The organism is Micromonospora sp. RB23 (assembly GCF_053585025.1).
Genome location: NZ_CM132111.1, coordinates 4,101,374 through 4,117,515 on the forward strand (window position 1 = coordinate 4,101,374; position 16,142 = coordinate 4,117,515).

Here is a 16,142-nt window from a genome sequence, read left to right on the forward strand (position 1 = left end):
GAGTTGCGCGGCCAGCGCACCCGCAGCCCGTGATACTGGGCCGGTGGAAAGTGCCCGCCCCCGCCTGCTGCTGGTCGAGGACGACCGTGCGCTGACCGCGCTGCTCGCCGACCTACTCACCGACGAGGGGTACGAGGTCGATCTGGCCGCCGACGGGCAGAGCGGCCTGCACCAGGCGTTGGCCCGCGACTACCAGCTCATGGTCATCGACCGGGGGTTGCCGGTGCTGGACGGCCTGGGCCTGGTCACCGCGCTGCGCGGACGCGGTGTGGCCGCCCCGGTGCTGATGCTCACCGCCCGGGGCGCCCTCGACGACCGGGTGGAAGGGCTCGACGCCGGCGCGGAGGACTACCTAGTCAAGCCCTTCGAGGTACCGGAGCTGCTGGCTCGGCTGCGCGCACTGCGCCGCCGCCATCAGGACGTGGCGAGCCGACTGCCACTGGGTCCACGGCGCTGGTTGGACGTGGGTAACCGGCGGGTGTTCGACGACGGTCAGGAAATCCCGTTGTCCGCCCGCGAGTTCGCCGTGCTGCGTGCACTCGCCGGCCGGCCGCTGAAGGTCTTCACCCGGGCGGAGCTGCTGAGCACCGCCTTCACCCATGCCGACGCCCCCGGCAGCGTCGACGCCTGCGTCCATCACCTGCGCCGCAAGCTCGGTCGGGGCGCGATCCGTACGGTGCACGGGCTCGGCTACCGCATGGGTACGGGCTGACAGCGTGAACGAGGCCCGGCTGACCCGTGCGCGTCGACGCAGCGTGGCCCAGACCGCGGGGGCGATCGGCGTCGTGCTGCTGCTGGTCGGCGCGTTGATGTTCGTCCTCACCAGCCGTCAGGAGTCCCGGGCACTGAATTCCGAGCTGGGTCAGGTACTCGCCATGGCCGAGGACGTGGACGACCCACCGCCTGGCCAGGTCCTTGCCCAACGGACGGCCGGGACCGACGCGGTCGAGGTGACTCCGAGCGCGTCGCCGGAACTGGTGCGCGTTCTCGACGACGCGCTGCGGCGGCAGCCGGGGAGATTCGACGCCGACGCGGGCGACGACCACCCGGTCCGTGTGCTGGTCGCTCATCGGTCCGATGGCAGCCGCTGGGCGGTCGCCGCCGACCTCGCGCCACTGCGCGAGCGGCAGGGGCAGCTCGGCGTCGCGCTGCTCGTCGCCGAACTGGCCGGTCTGGCCGGAGCGTTGGCGGCCGCTGCTCTTCTCGCCCGCCGAGCCGTGGCTCCCCTGGCCACCGCGCTGACCCTGCAACGCCGCTTCGTCGCCGACGCCTCGCACGAGCTGCGCACCCCGCTCACCGTGCTGCACACCCGGGCACAGATGATCGCCCGCCGAGCCCGGGCCCAACCGGTGGAGCAGCTCGCCGACCAGCTCGACCAGCTTGTCGCGGACACCCGGGCGCTCGGCGAGGTCGTCGACGATCTGCTGGTGTCGGCTGCGGCCGAGCAGAAACCGCCCCCGGACACCGTCGTCGACATGGCCGAGGTGGCCCGCGAGGTGGTGGCGAGCATGTCAGCGTACGCGCGGGAGCGGGACGTCGAGCTGCGCGTCGAGGTCGAGGCGACGGCACCGGTGCGGGGCGCCCACGTGGCCCTGCGGCGGGCCCTGACCGCTCTGGTGGACAACGCTCTGGGACACGTGAGCGCGGGTGGGCACGTGCGGGTGCGGGTGCGTCACCGATCGGGGTGCATCGCTGCCGAGGTCGTCGACGACGGGGTCGGCCTCGACCCGGCCGACGCGGATCGGCTCTTCGAACGGTTCGCGCATGGCACAGCCGGCACGGGTCGCCGGTTCGGGTTGGGCCTCGCGCTGGCGCAGCAGGTGGCACAGGCGCACCGGGGCTCGCTCGAGGTGACCGGCGCCCATGGCCGCGGCGCCACATTCACGCTGCTGCTACCCACGGCCTGACCCGTCGGGTGGGAATTCGATGCCGCAAGGAATTCGCAAGAATTCGGCAATAACGTCGCGCGCAGTGACATCCCGAGCGCCGAGGAGATCCTGTGCCTGACACCGTCAATGGCCTGCCGCTGCACCCTCTCGTGGTGCACGTCGTGGTGGTCCTGCTGCCGCTGGCCGCGATCGGCGTCGCCGCGCTGGCCGTCAAACCGTCGTGGCGCGGCCGCTACGGCGCGCTCGTCGTCGTGATCGCCGCGCTGGCCACGGTCGCCGTGCCGCTCGCCTCCTCCACCGGTGAGGACCTGGAGCACCGGGTCGGTGACCCGGGGGTGCACGCCCAGCTCGGAGACACGTTGATCTGGTTCGCGATACCGCTGCTCGTCGCCGCCGTGGCGCTGGTCTGGCTGCACCGCCGTACGTCGCGCCCCGCGGGGAACCGGGCCGGCACCGCGGGGAAGGTCACCGTGGTGGTCGCCGCGCTGGCCGTGGTCGTGGCGGCCGCGAACCTGGTGCAGGTCTACCGGGTGGGTGACTCCGGGGCGAAGGCGGTCTGGGGCAACACCCCGGCCGCGTCCGCCGGGCACGGCGACGACGACTGAGATTCGCCGGTGCCTGGGCTACCCAGCCGACGGTGACGCGCCGCTCGGGCGAGTAGGGTCCCGATCATGACGATTCCGCACCTGAGCGCCGCCGACGGCACGACCCTGCCGGCGATCGGGCTCGGCACGTACCAGCTGAACGGCTCGGCGGGCGTCGACGCGATCGGGCACGCGATCCGGGCGGGTTACCGGCTGCTCGACTCGGCGGTGAACTACGAGAACGAGGGCGCGGTCGGTCGGGCCGTGCGGGAGGCGGGCGGCGTCCGGGACGACCTCATCGTCACCTCGAAGCTGCCGGGGCGGCACCACGACTACGACGAGGCGCTGACCACCATCGAGGAGAGCGTGTTCCGCACCGGCCTCGACCGGATCGACCTGTACCTGATCCACTGGCCGAACCCGAAGGTCGACAGGTACGTGCAGGCGTGGCGGGCCCTCATCGAGGCGCGCGAGCGGGGTCTGGTGCGGCACATCGGGCTCTCCAACTTCCTGCCCGAGCACATCGACCGGCTGGTGGCCGAGACCGGGGTCGCCCCGTTGGTGAACCAGATCGAGGTGCACCCGTACTTCCCGCAGCGGGAGGCGCTGGACTACCACCGGGAGCACGGGATCCTGGTGCAGGGCTGGAGTCCGCTCGGGCACGGCAACGACCTGCGGCAGCACCCGGTCATCGCCGAGATCGCGGCCGCGCACGGCGTCAGCACCGCGCAGACGATCCTGGCCTGGCACGTGGCCCGCCAGGTGATTCCGCTGCCCAAGGCCGCGTCGCCGCAGCGGCAGGCCGAGAACCTGGCTGTCTTCGACATCGCGCTCACCGACGCGCAGGTCGAGGCCATCACCGCGCTGGGCCGCCCGGACGGGCGGCTGTCGGATCAGGACCCCGCGGTGTACGAGGAGTTCTGACCGACCCGGCACACCGGACTGTCACCGCCACGGGAGAGCATGTCGGCGTGCTCGACGGACTTGACGACATTGACTGGGCGCGGCTGGGCCACGCCTACGGGGCGGCCGACGACGTGCCCGGCCAACTGCGCGCTCTGCTCTCGCCCGACGCGACCGTTCGGGACGAGGCCCTGGGTGAGCTCTACGGGAACGTCTTCCACCAGGGCACCCGGTTCGAGGCGAGCGCCTACGCGGTGCCGTTCCTGCTGGAGATGCTCACCGATGCGGCCACCCCGGACCCGGCGGCGGTACTCGGGCTGTTGAGCGCCCTGGCCGTCGGGTACGACGAGGGTGTCCTACCGGACGGCTTCCCGGTGGCCGAGTACCGCCGGGCCGCCGAGGGCGGGCGCGCGCTGCTCGCGGCCAAGCCGCCGCCGTGGACCGGCGGCGACGAGACCCAGAAGGAGTACGTCGAGTACCTCTACGTCGAGTCGCTGTCCGAGGCGGATCAGGGCCGGCTGTGGGCGTACGTCGCGCTGGCGACCTACGACGCGGTACGCGCCGGGGTTCCCGTGTTCCGCGCCCTGCTGGGTCACTCCGATCCGGATGTGCGCCTGGTCGCGGCGTACCTCCTCGCCTGGTTTCCGGAGGAGGCCGACGGCAGCGTGCCCGCGCTGGCCCGCGCGCTCGACCCCGCCATGGACGTCGCGGCGACGCCCGGTGAGGTGGCCACCATGCTGGTGTCCTCGGGGCTGCTCGGCGCCGCGCCGGACGTCCGGTGGTTGACCGATGCGCGCCCGCTGGTCCGTTGGGCCGCCGCGATCGGTCGGACTCGGGTCCTCGGCGCGGCGGCCGACCCGGCGACCGTCGCGGAGTTGTTGGGCTGGGCGTCGGCGGCATCCGGCGAGGTCCCGGCCGAGCCGGTGGAGGGTGAGTGGGTGCCGTTCCTCGGTGGCGATCTCGGCGGCTACGCGGCGCTCGCCCTGCGACAGCTCGGTCCGCAGCACGCCGCCCGCGCGTTCGACGCGCTGCTCGACCGGTTGCCGACTGTCAGCGGCGACCGGTCGTTGACGACGTTGGGCGCGGCGCTGCCGCTCGCGTTCCCGGACGGCCCGCCGGCGGCGCAAACGCCGGTGGACGCCCTGACTCCCCGGCAGCGCCAACTCGCCGAGACGCTGACCCGGTCGACCGAGCCCTGGCTGATCGACGGCCAGAACTTCGGCAACATCATCGAGTTGGTCAGCGCCTACGGCCTCCCGGGAACCCGCGAGGAGATGCGCGCCTACCTAACTCGAACCTCGTAACAAAACCCGCCCCCCACTGCGCCGATCTTGCACTTTCGGTGCCGACATCTGGGGCGTCACCGCCATATCGACAACCGAAAGTGCAAGATCGGCGGGGGCAAGGGGTCAGACGAGCCCGCCGAGGGCCGGGTCGCTGATGCTGTCCTTGCCGTTCTCGACGTGACCCGCGCAGCGGTACGCGAAGCCGGGGTCGCCCGCTGCGACGACCGTCAGGTCGTACCAGCCGTGCGTGCGGGCCAGCGGCCAGGTGGCGCGCTCGGTGTGACCGGGGCGCAGTGACAGCGTGACCGGCCGGGAGTGGTAGCCGTCCCGGACGGTCACCTCGACCCGCTTCGGCCCACGGTTGGTGAGCGTGAGTTCGAGCTTGTCGCCGCGCTCGTCGACCGACGGCGTGATGTCGAGATCCGACCGGCCGCTGGCGAACCGGCGGAAGAAGCCGTTCGGTCCGTGCACCGACAGGTCGTACCCGGAGGGGTTCTTCCAGGTGTCGGCCAGGCGCTTGCCCGGCTCGACGGTGTAGCTGCGCGGCGCGGCCGTGCTGCCGGCCTCGCGGACCTGGAAGACCGCTCCCGCGCCGCCGGTGTTGCGGAACTCGATCCGGAACTCGCCGTCGCCCCGGCGTCCGTCGGCGTGCAGGGCGTACGGGATCGCCCGCGCCGGGCGTACGCCGCGCTCCTGCTTCGGCAGCCGCTGGTCGGCCGGCGGCACCGGCATCTCGTCGGGGTGCCGGACCAGGTCGTCGGGCTTGAAGTCGTCGGTGTCCGGCAGCGTCAGGTCGCGCGACCGGTTCGGGTGCCGGAAGTCGAAGGCCGTGGTCAGGTCACCGACGACGGCACGCCGCCACGGGGTGATGTTCTTCTCGACCAGGTCCGGCCGGCCGTGCCCGAACCGCGTCTCCAGGAACTTGATCAGCGACGTGTGGTCGAAGACCTGCGAGTTGACGTAGCCGCCACGCGTCCATGGCGACACGATGACCATGGGTACGCGGACGCCGAGGCCGTACGGGCCCGCCGGGTGGTCGGCGTCGCCGGGGAAGATCTCGTTGGTGGTCGGCACGGTGGACTGTCCGTGCTCGCGCGTCTGCGGAGGCGTCGGCGGCACCACGTGGTCGAAGAAGCCACCCTCCTCGTCGTACGTGATGAAGAGCGCCATCTTGCTCCACACCTCGGGGTGCGACGCGAGGATGTCGATGACCTGCGAGATGTACCAGGCGCCGAACGCCGGCCCCCAGTTCGGGTGCTCGGTGTACGCCTCGGGCGCGGTGATCCAGGAGACCTGCGGCAGGCGTCCCGCCTCGACGTCGGCCCGGAAGTCGGCCAGCAGCGCCTCGGGGTCGCGGCCCTGGGTGCGGATCTCGGTGCCGGTCTTCGCGCGGTCCGCCAGGGGCGTGCCGGGCTGCGCGTTCTGGTACTGGTGGAAGTAGAGCAGCGAGTTGTCCCCGTAGTTGCCGATGTACGGGTCGTTCGTCCAACCCCAGGAGCCGGCGGCGTTCAGGCCGGTGCCGACGTCCTGGTAGATCTTCCAGGAGATCCCGTTGCGCTCCAGCCGCTCCGGGTACGTCGACCAGTCGTAGCCGGCCTCGGCGTTGGTGATGACCGGGCCGCCGCCCTTGCCGTCGTTGCCGACCCAGCCGCTCCACATGTGGTAGCGGTTCGGGTCCGTCGGCCCCATCAGCGAGCAGTGGTAGCTGTCGCAGACGGTGAACGCGTCCGCGAGCGCGTAGTGGTAGGGCAGGTCCTGCCGGGTGTGGTACGTCATCGACGTGACACCCTTGTTCGGCACCCACCCGTCGAACCGGCCGCCGTTCCAGGCGGCGTGCCCGTCGTTCCAGCCGTGCGGCGGGTCCGGCAGGAAGGTCTGGCCGAGGTTCTGGACCTCGGGACGGAACGGCAGCAGCTCGTCCGCGCCGTCGGGCTGGTGCCACACGTCCTTGCCCGACGGCAGGGTCGCCGGATGCGGGTCGCCGAAGCCGCGTACGCCGCGCATGGTGCCGAAGTAGTGGTCGAAGGACCGGTTCTCCTGCATCAGGATGATCACGTGCTCGACATCCATGATGGAGCCGGTCCGGTTGTTCGCCGGGATGGCGAGCGCCTTGCTGAGATCCAGCGGGAGCGCCGCGCCGATCGCGGGAACTCCCATCGCCTTGAGGAACGTACGCCGATCCACCGTGCCCATTACTCCGCCTTTGTGAAATCTGTTCGAGAAACTGGCGACCGGACGCTATCGAGGGCGGGTTGACGGCAGATGACCATAATTGGGCCGGACGGGAGCCCTCCGACGTACCGTGAGATCGTGCCGACGAGAGACGTACTCACCAAGGCTGACCTCGCCGAACTGCGACGCACGGCGCTCGGGGCGGCCGACCCGCTCGGTGTCGCGGCCGAGATCGCCGAGGCGGTCGAGCAGGGCCGGCTCCAGGATCCGGACGACGCCGGGGACGCCCTCACCCTGGCCGCCGAGATCGCCCGGATCCGGACCCGGACCGAGGCCGCCCTACGGTACGCGGACCAGGCGCTGGCGGCGTACCCCTCGGTGGACGACCCCCGGGCGGGCGTGGCACGCGCGCTGCGGGCCCGGGTGATGTTCCAGGCCGGCGGCCGGGACGACGAGGCGATGGCCGAGCTGACCGCGCTGCGGCCGCTGCTGCTCACGCAGCCCGACGTGCCCGCCTACCTGAGCGCGGCGCTGGACGCCGTCGGTCGGTCGTCGACCGCCGAGACGTGGCTGAGCGAGGCCGTCGACACGCTGCTCGGCGAGCGCGACACCACCGCAGACCCGGAGGTCGGTCCGCCGGACGCGCCCGGCGTGCTGTTCCTGCTGCTGCAACAGCGCCACCGGGTACGCCGCAACCTCAACCTGCCGCACGACCGGCAGGACGACCTGGCCGACCGCCTGGAGAACCAGCTCGTCCGCCAGGTCGCGGAGCGCCAGGGCGGCGCGTCGGACCTGCTGCTGTTCCCCCGGGACGAGTTCGACAAGCTGCTCGCCGGCCACCCCGAGCTGACCGACGTGTACGGGCCGGACTGGGACGCGCACCGGGCGCGACTGGAGAAGGAGCTGGTACGGCTGACCGGCGCCGGCCGGACCGGGCTGGGCGTGTACCGGGCGAGCGCGGCCGGCCTGGACGCGTTCGCCGGTCGACGCGACGGCGCTGCGACCGACGCGGCGATCCGGGCCGGCTACGCGGCCGAGGTGTCGGCGCGGCCCGCCGCCCGGGTTCCCTGGCCGCCCGAGCGCAACGACGCGTGCTGGTGCGGGTCGGGCCTGAAGTACAAGAAGGACTGCCTGCCGCGGTCGCGGAGCTGAGCGGGGGATCAGCGCACACGCTCTGGGCACGCCCGTGCGGTACCGATAGCCTCCATGCCTCGGATCATCGAGATCCGCCATGGCCGGAGGAGTCGCCGAATGTTCGAAGAGTTCCAGGGCATCCCCGCCCACCCGCTCGTGCTGCACGCCGCGGTCGTGTTCGTGCCGCTGCTGGCGCTCCTGGCGATCGCCTACGCGCTGGTCGCGCCGATCCGCCCGCACACGCGCTGGGTGCTGGCGCTGCTCGCGGTCGGCGCGCCCGTCTGCGCGCTGCTGGCGAAGCTCACCGGGGACGCCTTCTTCGAGCGGTTGCGCTCGGCGAACCGGGTCACCCCGGAGTTCGTCCCGAAGCTGGAGGCGCACCAGGATTTCGGCGACCTGACCCTGTACGCGTCGATCGCGCTGGGAATCGTGGCGCTGGCCCTGGTCCGCTTCGTGCCGCCGCGCGCCGCCGAGGGCGTACCCGCCAATCGGGCGGTGACCGTGACGTTGCAGGTGCTGTCGGTGGTGGCCGCCGCCGTCGCCGTGTACTACGTGGTCCGTACCGGCGACTCGGGCGCGAAGGCGGTCTGGGAGGGTCAGTGACGGCGGTGGTGTCGGCCCGGCCGCAGCCGAGCCGACACCACGTCGCCCGTCAGCCGGCGTGGTACGCCCGGATGACGGTCTGCTCGATACCGCTCCCGCCGTTGCCGGCGGCCTTGACCCGCAGCGAGACGGCCTGCCCGGAGGCGACCTTCGGCAGGTCGAACCGGTAGGTGTCACCGCTTGCGGTGACCCGGGCCGACGTCCAGGTGACGCCGTCGTCGGTCGACGTCCACACCTGCATCGACGTCACCTTCTGCGCCTTGACGCCGTGCGCCTGCCGGACGGCCAGCTCAGCGGTTCCGCCGACCGGGTGGTTGTCGTGGTCCATCGGCAGCGTGTAGTCGACCGCGAGCAGCGGCAACGGCACCCTGCCGGTCCCGTCCGGCCCGGCGGACCGGAACGTCCAGGACGTGGTGACCTTCGTGGAGATCGGCAGGATGAGGCTGGTGTCGACGTCGAAGGTCAGCCGGTAGTCGGCCATCGCCTGCGGCACCGTGAAGTCGCCGATCGGGCCCTGCTTCTGCTCCAGCAGTTTGCCGTTGCGGTACAGCGACAGGGTGCGCTGCACGCCGATCGCCTCGCCCTGGAGGCAGTCGGCGCGCTGGTGCTGGTCGGTCAGCGTCACCATGTCCAGGTGCAGGTTGCCCCGGGTCCGTGACGGCGGGCTGGCGCAGCTCCAGCCGTCGCCGGCCGGGTCGTCGTACCAGTCGGAGTGCAGTGGCTGCCGCGCCCAGACCTTGGACTGCTGACTGCCCGGCAGGTACTGGCGCGGCGCCTCCAGGGCCGGCAGGCCGCCGTAGACGCCCTCGTCGGCCCAGACGATCTCCGGCGACAGGTACGACGTCCGGCTCGCCGGCATGGGCCCCTCGTAGGTCTGGGTCACCGGCACCCCGTCAGGGGTGGAGCCCGTGCGGACCAGCAGGGTGTACATCTCCGGCGAGTCGGTCTGGTGGAACCGCTCGTCGATGCGGGCCAGCCGGGCCTGCTCCGCCCGGGTCACCCGGAACGACGGGTCGGCCGGCACGCCGTGGACGTACTCGTGCACGATGTTGTAGCGGTACGGCTTCGCGGTGCCGGCCGGCGAGTCCATGTTGACGGCCGCCCAGGTGCGCCGCGATCCGATGGTGGGCTTCGGGATCGCCACGCTGCGGATCGCCGTCGCCACCCCGAATCCGCTGATCTGGTGCCACCACGGCAGGCCGTTCACCGCGGTCTGGAAGGTGGTGAGGTCGGTCCGGGTGGTCCTGGTGGCCGCCCCGTCGACGGTCGCCGTGACCGGCCGGGCCTGCGCCGGGTCGAGGGTCACGGTCCGCGGTCCGCGCACGTCCAGGTCACCCGCCGCGGTGAGGGTGCTCTCCTGCACGTCGCTGTCGACGTAGTAGGCGACGGACGCGCCGAGCACCGAGTACCGGCCGGCCGGCACCCGCAGGGTGAAGGTCTCCCCGGGCGTGCCGCCGCCCCCGCCCCAGAACAGCAGGGGGTCGGTGAGGTTGGCGACCATGAGGTTGATCCAGGTGTCCGCGCCGTCCCGCAGGCCGGGCATCGGCTTGGTGTGGATCGTCAGGTCGTAGCTGGGCGGCTCGACGTAGAAGCTCACCGGCGTGGTGGCGACCACGTGGCGGCCGGCGCGGGCGGTGACGGTGGCCAGGTAGAGGCCCGGTCGGCTGGCCAGCGCCGCGCGGTTGATCCGCAGGGTCGCCGTCCCCGTAGCGCCCCGCTTGAGGGTCACCCGGCTCGTCGACAGCGCCGCCGCGCCGCGCGGCACGCTCTGGCCGTCGTGGTTGACGATCGCCACGTCCAGGTCGAGGACCGTCGTGGCCGGGGTGGTCGCGCCGGTCCAGCTCAGCGTGGTCGCGCTGGTGCCGGACTGCGGGTACGCGAACGTGCCGAGGTTGACCACCGGCTGGTCGCTGGTCGGGCCGCCGAGGGCACGGGCCGCGTTGAGGCGGCCGGCTCCGATGGCGTACGGGTCGATGCCGGTCAGCGGGTCCGACGCGCCGACCAGGGCGGCCTTGATCTTCTCGCCGGTCCAGTCGGGGTGCCGCTGGGCGAGCAGCGCGGCGGCGCCGGCGACGTGCGGCGTCGCCATCGAGGTGCCGCTGAGCGACTCGTAGTACTCGTCGATCGGGTCCTGGAGGTTGGTGCCGGCCGCGCGGGCCGCGACGATGTCGACGCCGGGCGCGACCAGCTCCGGCTTGGCCACGTGGTTGTTGATCAGCGGTCCGCGGCTGGAGAAGTCGGCGAGCTTGTCGTCGCGGTCGACGGCCCCGACGGTGAGCGCGGTGGCGGCCGATCCGGGCGAGGAGATCTGCGCGCCGCTGTTGCCGGCCGCGATGACGAACAGCGTGCCGGTCTGCCTGCTCAGGGCGTCGACGGCGAGCGAGAGCGGGTCGCTGCCGTCGTCGGCCTGGCTGCCGCCGAGGCTCATGTTGATCACGTCGGCGCGGGTGGACGCCCACTCCATGCCGAGGATGATGCCCGAGTCCTCGCCGGAGCCGTGGTCGTCGAGCACCTTGCCGATCACGAGCTTGGCGTCCGGCGCGACGCCACGACGCTGACCGTGCGAGGCCGCGCCGGTGCCCGCGATGGTCGAGGCTACGTGCGTACCGTGGCCGTTGTGGTCGACGGCGTCACCGCCCTCGGCGGTGAAGTCGGCCCGCTCGGCGACGCGGCCGGCCAGGTCTGGATGGCTGAAGTCGGCGCCGGTGTCGAGCACGGCGACGCGGGCGCCCTTGCCGGTGTAGCCGGCCTTCCAGGCGTCAGGGGCGTCGATCTGGGTGAGGTTGCGGTCCAGACCGGCTGGCTTCGCGCCGGCGGGCAGGGCGGTGGCGCGGACCTTGCGGTCGAGCCAGACCTTCTTCGCCCCGGCCAGCAGCGAGTTCGTCGCGAGCTTGGCGGTGGCGGGGCTCTTCTTGGGTACGTGTCCGGCCACGGCACCGATGCTGGACAGCGCCTGCACGTCGGCGAGCGCGGCCACCCGGGCGGAGGCGGTGGCGGGCTGCACGATGACGGGCAGCTCGGTGGTGTTCTCGTCGTCGTACCCGTCGGCGATCAGCGCGGTGACGTCGAACAGGTCGGGGTCGAGGACCGAACCGATCTGGGACTCGACGCGGGCGGGGACGACGTGCAGGTGACCGTCCGGGCCGCAGCTCTGCCGGATCACGGCGTTGGCGTCGACGGGCCGTACGGTGGCCTGCGGGCATCCGGTGCCGGTGCTCCGCACGGTCACCACGTCGCCGGTCAGCAGGGTGACGGTGTGCGTCGTGCCGTCGCTGGAGGTGCGGGGTGTGTCGGTGCTGGCGATACCGCCGGGGCCGGCCGTGGCGGTGCCGCCGGGCACGGCGGTCAGCGCCGTGGCCGTCACGGCGACGGCCAGCAGCCAGCGTGTTTTCCTGAGCATGTCGCTCCTGTCTCATGTGGACAAATGGCGCCTCTTGGGCGACATTTGCAAGATCATAGGTCGGTGTGGCGGATCTTCGGGAGGCCGCGACGAGGGTTTTTTCTCCCGCCGAGACAACGTTTTCCGCCATGTGTCGGCGGCCTACCCAATTCGATGTCGGTTCGATTACCGCCGCGATCCCGATCCGCGGAACGGCCGGAGGTGACCACCCGAAGGGATCGACGCCGACGCCACCCGCACCTAGCATGGCGACGAATGGATCTTCGCGACTGGCCCCTGCCGAGACCCGGCAACCAGCCCGACCGAAGGGAGACGCGCGTGCGTCGACCCCGTCATCTGGCACTCCTGAGCGTCGGCGTGTCCGGCGCACTCGTTCTGAGCGCGACCCCGACACCCGCGGCAGCCCAGCCCGCAGCGCCTGCGCCCACCGGCATCGTCGTCGCCGACGGCATGACCCAGCCGGTGTTCTCGCTCGCCGACGCCATCGAGGAGCGGGTGTACGTCCAGACCCCGGTGGACACCGACCACGACGGCCGCCCGGACCGGGTCGCCATCGACATCTCCCGGCCCCGGGAGACCGCCACCGAGGGCTTCAAGGTGCCGGTCATCTTCGAGCACAGCCCGTACCGCAAGGGCACCTGGGGCGACGTGCCGTACCCGAGCGTGCTTGTCGACGACCTGCCGCAGAACGGCCTGACCGACCGTGCCGGCCGACGTGCGCTCGACGCCGGCACGCAGCGCGCCCAGGCCAAGGCCAACCTGCCCGGCTCGCTGGACGACTACTACGTGCCGCGCGGGTACGCGGTGGTGCTCGGCCAGAGCGTCGGCACCGGCGACTCGGACGGCTGCCCGACCAGCGGCGACCAGGCCGAGACGCTCGGCACCAAGGCCGTCATCGACTGGCTCAACGGGCGGGCCACGGCGTACGACGCCAGCGGCGCCCCGGTCACCGCCGGCTGGACCACCGGCGCGGTCGGCATGACCGGCGTCTCCTACAACGGGACGCTGCCCAACCAGGTGGCCACCACCGGGGTCAAGGGCCTGAAGACCATCGTGCCGGTCTCGGCGATCAGCAGTTGGTACGACTACTACCGGGCCAACGGCCTGGTCGTCGCGCCCGGCACGTTCCAGGGCGAGGACCTCGACATCCTGGCCCAGTACACGGCCGGGCAGGCCCGCGCCGAGGGGCCCTGCGCCGACGAGCTCGCGCAGCTCACCAGGGAGCAGGACCGCATCACCGGCGACTACTCGCCGTTCTGGCGCGACCGCGACTACCTCGACGCCCGCAACGTCCAGGCCAGCGTCTTCGTCGTGCACGGCCTCAACGACTGGAACGTCAAGACCGAGCACTTCGCCGGCTGGTGGGACGAGCTGGCCAAGCGCCACGTGCCGCGCAAGATCTGGCTGCACCAGGGCGGGCACGGCGGGCCGGGCAGCAGCGCCTCGGTGACCCTGCCCAGCGGGCAGACCTGGACGTACAAGCAGACCGAGAACCGCTGGTTCGACTACTGGCTGTGGAACGTACGCAACGGCATCATGGACGAGCCGACGGCGGTGCTCCAGCGCGAGGACCGGGCGTACACCACGTACGCCAACTGGCCCGACCCGGCCGCACGCGAGGTCGGGCTGCGGTTCGCCGCCACCGACGCCACCGCGCCAGGCGCGCTCACCACGGGCAAGCCGCCGAAGGCCCGTGTCGAGCAGAGTTTCGTCGACGAGGGACGGACGATCCACCCGGACACGCTGGTGGCCGAGCCGGACACGGCCAGCGCCAACCGACTCGCCTACCGCTCCCCCGCGCTGACCCGGAGCGTCCGCATCTCCGGCCGCCCCGAGATGCGGCTGCGGATGGCGATCGACAACAAGCCGGACGCCAACCTCACCGCGTACCTGGTCGACTACGGGCCCGCCGGATCGACCGTCGCGCCCGTCGTGGTGACGCGCGGCTGGATGGACCCGCAGAACCGCGTCAGCGCCGCGCGCACCGCGCCGGTCAATCAGGGCAAGTTGTACGACTACCGGTGGACCATGGAGCCGAAGGACTACGTCTTCCCGGCGGGCCACCGGATCGGCGTGGTCGTCTTCTCCAGCGACCAGGAGTACACCCTGTTGCCGTTGGGCGGCACCGAGCTGCGTGTGGCCCCGAACGACAGCGAGCTGCGACTGCCCGTGGTCGGCGGGCGGGGCGTACTCGGTTTCTGACCGGCTCCGTCAACGGGTGGGGCGGTTCGACGACGCGTCGGGCCGCCCCACCCGTGTCTGGTCGTCGGCGGCTCCGGTGTGTGCGAGCGCGGCGAGGAGTCGCAGTTTCTCGTCGCTGTCGCTGTCCTTGTCGGGGTAGTAGACGACGAGGATGACGTCTTCGATGGGGAGCTTGTCCCGGTGCAGGCGTAGGTCACCGACGACGGGGTGGTGCACCGTCGTCGTGCCCCCGTCGAGACTGCGGACGTCGTGGCGGGCCCACAGGGCGCGGAACCGCTCACTGGACAGCGCGAGTTCGCCCACCAGCTCGACGAACCGGGGATTGTCGATGTCGTCCCCGATGGTGGCGCGAAGGGCGGCGATGAAGTTGGCGGTGGCCTTCGTCCAGTCCTGGTGGAAGGCTCGTTCCTCGGGATCGAGCAGCAGCGACCGCAGCCGGTTCTCGCCGGGCCGCAGGCGCGGGGAGAGCGCCACGGCCATCGGGTTGGAGGCCAGCACGTCGAAGGCGCGTCCTTCGACGAACGCGGGGATCTGAAGGTGGGCAAGCAGCTCGTACACCCGCGCCGGTACGTGCTCGGACCGCTTGCGGCGCGGCGCCCTCGGGCGCGCCGCCGCCAGGTCGAGCAGGTACGTCCGCTCGATGTCGTCGAGTTGCAGGACGCGCGCGAGCGATTCGAGGACCTGCGGTGAGGGGTTCTTGTCCCGGCCCCGTTCCAGCCGCAGGTAGTAGTCGGGGCTGATCCCGGCGAGCAGGGCGACTTCCTCGCGTCGCAGGCCGGGCACGCGGCGCCTGCCGCCGGTCGGGAGCCCCACCTGCGACGGCGAGACCAGTTCGCGCCGGGCCCGCAGGTAGCTGCCCAGCCGGTGGCCGCCCGACTCCTCTTCCGCCATGGTCACCACGGTAGTGCGGCGCGCGGGCCGCAGAGGGGGCCCTGGTGGGACCTGGGAAAACGGGGGCCCTGCCACCTCCCCCAGGCCCGGTCGAGACTTGTGATCGCCCTGTTCGGCAGCACTGTTCGCGCCCGCGAGTTCACGCGCCGACGCCCTCTGGATCGAAGGGAAGATCTCGTGGATCTCTCCAACCGCACAGTTCTCATCGTCGGCGGCACCTCGGGTATCGGGCGGGAGTTGGCCCGGCGGTTCGCCGCGGCGGGCAGCACCGTGGCGGTCGGCGGTCGCAGCCCCGAGGCCCTCGCGGAACTCGCCGCGGAAGGTTTCGGCACGTTCGGCATCGACGTCACCGACGGCGCCTCTGTCGCATCCGCCCGGGACGCCGTGCTCTCCCGTTACCCCGAGCTGGACACGGTGGTGACGATGTCCGGTGTCATGCTGATGGAGGACCTTCGCGACCCCGCGCACTTCGACTCGGCGCAGACGACGATCGACACCAACCTGGTCGGCACCATCCGGGTCATCGACGCCTTCACCGGGCATCTGGTCGGCCGGGGTGCGGGCACCTTCATCACCGTCACCTCCGGCATCGCCTTCCTGCCGTTCCCGCCCATGCCCAGTTACGCCGCCTCGAAGGCCGGGGTGCACGCCTACTCCGAGGCGCTGCGCGCGCAGCTCGCCGGCAGCGGCGTCGACGTCGTGGAACTCGTCCCCCCGGCCGTCGCGATCGCCGGTCAGGAGAAGGTGAACCCGCGCGCGCTGCCGCTCGACGACTTCGCCACCGAGGTCATGCAGCTGCTCGCGGCGAACCCCACCCCGAACGAGATCCTCGTGCAGGGCGTACACATGCACCGCTGGGCCGAGCGCGACGGCACGTACGCCGACCTCGTCGCGCAGCGCTCGAAGGCCCTCGCGACGCTTCCCGGTCGCGACCGCTGACACCCGGGTGGTGGCGGACACACCCTCTAAGCCATCCTAGGAAGATAGCCCACGCCGGCCGTCCACGCCGCAGCCGGCCGGGCCCCGTGGCGGGGCCCGGCCGCTGTGGTCGTCATTTTTCCAGCAACTGCGGGACGTA

General features: G+C 72.0%; 12 protein-coding genes. 9 read left to right on the top strand and 3 right to left on the bottom strand.

Annotated features, from left to right (window positions below):
* Positions 1-43 precede the first annotated feature (43 nt).
* The 5 genes from ACTFTM_RS18945 (at position 44) to ACTFTM_RS18965 (ending at position 4,680) form a co-directional block, all read left to right on the top strand.
* Entirely contained in the window at positions 44-712 is a 669-nt protein-coding gene (locus ACTFTM_RS18945; RefSeq protein ID WP_449561803.1) for a response regulator transcription factor, read from the top strand.
* A 4-nt stretch (positions 713-716) separates the two neighbouring features.
* Positions 717-1,907 (top strand): sensor histidine kinase, encoded by a 1,191-nt coding sequence (locus ACTFTM_RS18950; RefSeq protein WP_449561804.1) that lies wholly within the window; start codon positions 717-719, stop codon positions 1,905-1,907.
* Positions 1,908-1,999: 92 nt separating this feature from the next.
* A complete protein-coding gene (locus ACTFTM_RS18955; protein ID WP_449561805.1) occupies positions 2,000-2,494 on the top strand; it encodes a DUF2231 domain-containing protein in 495 nt (164 codons plus the stop codon).
* 66 nt (positions 2,495-2,560) lie between these two features.
* The gene (locus ACTFTM_RS18960) at positions 2,561-3,397 is read left to right on the top strand and encodes an aldo/keto reductase (RefSeq protein WP_449561806.1); all 837 of its coding nucleotides are present in this window, start codon (positions 2,561-2,563) and stop codon (positions 3,395-3,397) included.
* 47 nt (positions 3,398-3,444) lie between these two features.
* Positions 3,445-4,680, top strand: coding sequence for a HEAT repeat domain-containing protein (locus ACTFTM_RS18965; protein WP_449561807.1), 1,236 nt, complete (start codon positions 3,445-3,447; stop codon positions 4,678-4,680).
* Positions 4,681-4,785: 105 nt separating this feature from the next.
* Here ACTFTM_RS18965 and ACTFTM_RS18970 read toward each other — a convergent pair whose 3' ends face one another.
* Positions 4,786-6,855, bottom strand: coding sequence for a phosphocholine-specific phospholipase C (locus ACTFTM_RS18970; protein ID WP_449561808.1), 2,070 nt, complete (start codon positions 6,853-6,855; stop codon positions 4,786-4,788).
* A 117-nt stretch (positions 6,856-6,972) separates the two neighbouring features.
* Between ACTFTM_RS18970 and ACTFTM_RS18975 the strand changes: the two genes are divergently transcribed.
* Both ACTFTM_RS18975 and ACTFTM_RS18980 read left to right on the top strand, forming a co-directional pair.
* Positions 6,973-7,986: an SEC-C metal-binding domain-containing protein gene (locus tag ACTFTM_RS18975; protein ID WP_449561809.1), complete on the top strand. Its 1,014-nt coding sequence runs from the start codon at positions 6,973-6,975 to the stop codon at positions 7,984-7,986.
* A 99-nt stretch (positions 7,987-8,085) separates the two neighbouring features.
* Positions 8,086-8,571 (top strand): DUF2231 domain-containing protein, encoded by a 486-nt coding sequence (locus tag ACTFTM_RS18980; protein WP_449561810.1) that lies wholly within the window; start codon positions 8,086-8,088, stop codon positions 8,569-8,571.
* Positions 8,572-8,620: 49 nt separating this feature from the next.
* On the opposite strand, the gene ACTFTM_RS18985 is transcribed toward ACTFTM_RS18980, so the two are convergent.
* Positions 8,621-11,971 carry a S8 family peptidase gene (locus ACTFTM_RS18985; protein ID WP_449561811.1) on the bottom strand — a complete coding sequence of 1,117 codons (3,351 nt, stop codon included), beginning with the start codon at positions 11,969-11,971 and terminating at the stop codon, positions 8,621-8,623.
* 318 nt (positions 11,972-12,289) lie between these two features.
* On the opposite strand from ACTFTM_RS18985, the gene ACTFTM_RS18990 reads away from it, so the two are divergent.
* Positions 12,290-14,173, top strand: coding sequence for a Xaa-Pro dipeptidyl-peptidase (locus tag ACTFTM_RS18990; RefSeq protein WP_449561812.1), 1,884 nt, complete (start codon positions 12,290-12,292; stop codon positions 14,171-14,173).
* A 9-nt stretch (positions 14,174-14,182) separates the two neighbouring features.
* Here ACTFTM_RS18990 and ACTFTM_RS18995 read toward each other — a convergent pair whose 3' ends face one another.
* Entirely contained in the window at positions 14,183-15,064 is an 882-nt protein-coding gene (locus tag ACTFTM_RS18995) for a helix-turn-helix transcriptional regulator (RefSeq protein WP_449561813.1), read from the bottom strand.
* Between the two features lie 177 nt (positions 15,065-15,241).
* Between ACTFTM_RS18995 and ACTFTM_RS19000 the strand changes: the two genes are divergently transcribed.
* On the top strand, positions 15,242-16,003 hold the full coding sequence (locus tag ACTFTM_RS19000) for an SDR family oxidoreductase (RefSeq protein ID WP_449561814.1): 762 nt from the start codon (positions 15,242-15,244) through the stop codon (positions 16,001-16,003).
* Positions 16,004-16,142 lie beyond the last annotated feature (139 nt).

Excerpts from the sequence above, each read along its gene's own strand:
- ACTFTM_RS18960 (WP_449561806.1), top strand. The coding sequence starts at position 2,561 with ATGACGATTCCGCACCTGAGCGCCGCCGACGGCACGACCCTGCCGGCG.
- ACTFTM_RS18970 (WP_449561808.1), bottom strand. The coding sequence starts at position 6,855 with ATGGGCACGGTGGATCGGCGTACGTTCCTCAAGGCGATGGGAGTTCCC.
- ACTFTM_RS18980 (WP_449561810.1), top strand. The coding sequence starts at position 8,086 with ATGTTCGAAGAGTTCCAGGGCATCCCCGCCCACCCGCTCGTGCTGCAC.
- ACTFTM_RS18985 (WP_449561811.1), bottom strand. The coding sequence starts at position 11,971 with ATGCTCAGGAAAACACGCTGGCTGCTGGCCGTCGCCGTGACGGCCACG.
- ACTFTM_RS18995 (WP_449561813.1), bottom strand. The coding sequence starts at position 15,064 with ATGGCGGAAGAGGAGTCGGGCGGCCACCGGCTGGGCAGCTACCTGCGG.